The organism is Methylorubrum sp. POS3 (assembly GCF_043352485.1).
Lineage (GTDB): Bacteria > Pseudomonadota > Alphaproteobacteria > Rhizobiales > Beijerinckiaceae > Methylobacterium > Methylobacterium suomiense.
In genome coordinates this window covers 1-1,200 of record NZ_JAPRBT010000018.1, presented here as the reverse complement: position 1 = coordinate 1,200, position 1,200 = coordinate 1, and the positions used below count along the sequence as shown (strand labels likewise).

Annotated in this window: 1 protein-coding gene; it reads left to right on the top strand. The window is 66.8% G+C overall.

Translation table 11 applies throughout. The annotated features are described in order from the left end of the window. The first annotated feature begins 62 nt into the window (after window positions 1-62). Window positions 63-1,174 (top strand): IS3 family transposase gene (locus tag OWC43_RS23280; protein ID WP_393958659.1). Its coding sequence is split into 2 segments (ribosomal slippage): window positions 63-318 and window positions 318-1,174, totalling 1,113 coding nucleotides; the frame shifts between segments, so codons are not numbered across the junction. The last annotated feature ends 26 nt before the right edge of the window (window positions 1,175-1,200 follow it).

Genomic DNA, 1,200 nt, shown 5'->3' with positions numbered 1-1,200 from the left:
TGACCTTGCCCCCTGGCCTGCCCTCGTTCTGCAGCTAGGGTCCGTCGATCAGGAGACGGACGATGAAGAAAAGCCGGTTCAGCGAAGAGCAGATTATCGGCGTCCTCAAGGAGCAGCAGGCCGGGCTTCCGGTGGCTGAGATCTGCCGCCGCCACGGCATCAGCGACGCGACGTTCGACACGTGGCGCTCGCGCTACGGCGGCATGGAGGTCTCGGACGCGCGCCGCCTGAAAGCGCTCGACGAGGAGAACCGTAAGCTCAAGAAGCTCCTGGCCGAAGCGATGCTCGACGTGGCGACGCTGCGTGAGGCGCTGGGACAAAACTTCTGACGCCCGGCGCACGGAGAACAGCCGTGAGCTGGGCCATCGAGGAGAAGGGCTATTCGCAGCGTCGCGCCAGCGGGCTGATCGGCCTGGAGCCGAAGACGTACCGCTACGCCTCGACCCGCGGTGACGATGCGGCCGTGCGGGTACGCCTGCGCAGCCTGGCCGGCGAGCGCCGCCGGTTCGGCTACCGACGTCTGCTGATCCTGCTGCGGCGGGAGGGCCTCACGCTGAACCACAAGAAGCTCTTCCGCCTCTATCGGGAAGAGCGGCTGTCGGTGCGCAGGCGGGGTGGGCGCAAACGTGTCCTTGGCACGCGGGCTCCGGCCGCCGTGCCGCAGGAGCCGAACCAGCGCTGGAGCCTCGACTTCGTCTCCGACACGCTCGATAACGGGCGGCGTTTCCGCATCCTCGTCGTGGTCGATGACTGCACGCGAGAGTGCCTGGCGCTGGTGGTCGACACGTCGCTGTCCGGCCAGCGCGTCGCACGTGAACTCGACCGGATCATCGCCGGCCGGGGCAAGCCGCTGATGATCGTCTCGGACAACGGCACCGAGTTGACCTCGCACGCGATCCTGGGCTGGCAGGAGGAGCGTGCGGTCGAGTGGCACTACATCGCCCCCGGCAAGCCACAGCAGAACGGCTTCGTTGAAAGCTTGAACGGACGCTTGCGCGACGAGTGCCTGAACGAGCATCTGTTCCGGAGCCTGCCGGCGGCCCGGACCATCATCGAGGCGTGGCGGGTCGACTATAACACCTGCCGCCCTCACACGAGCCTCGGTGGGCTCACCCCGAACGCGTTTGCAACCCGGTCCAAACAGGACCAGAACCAGAACGGACTCTGGTTATGAACGGGGGCAAACAGGGGGCAAGGTCA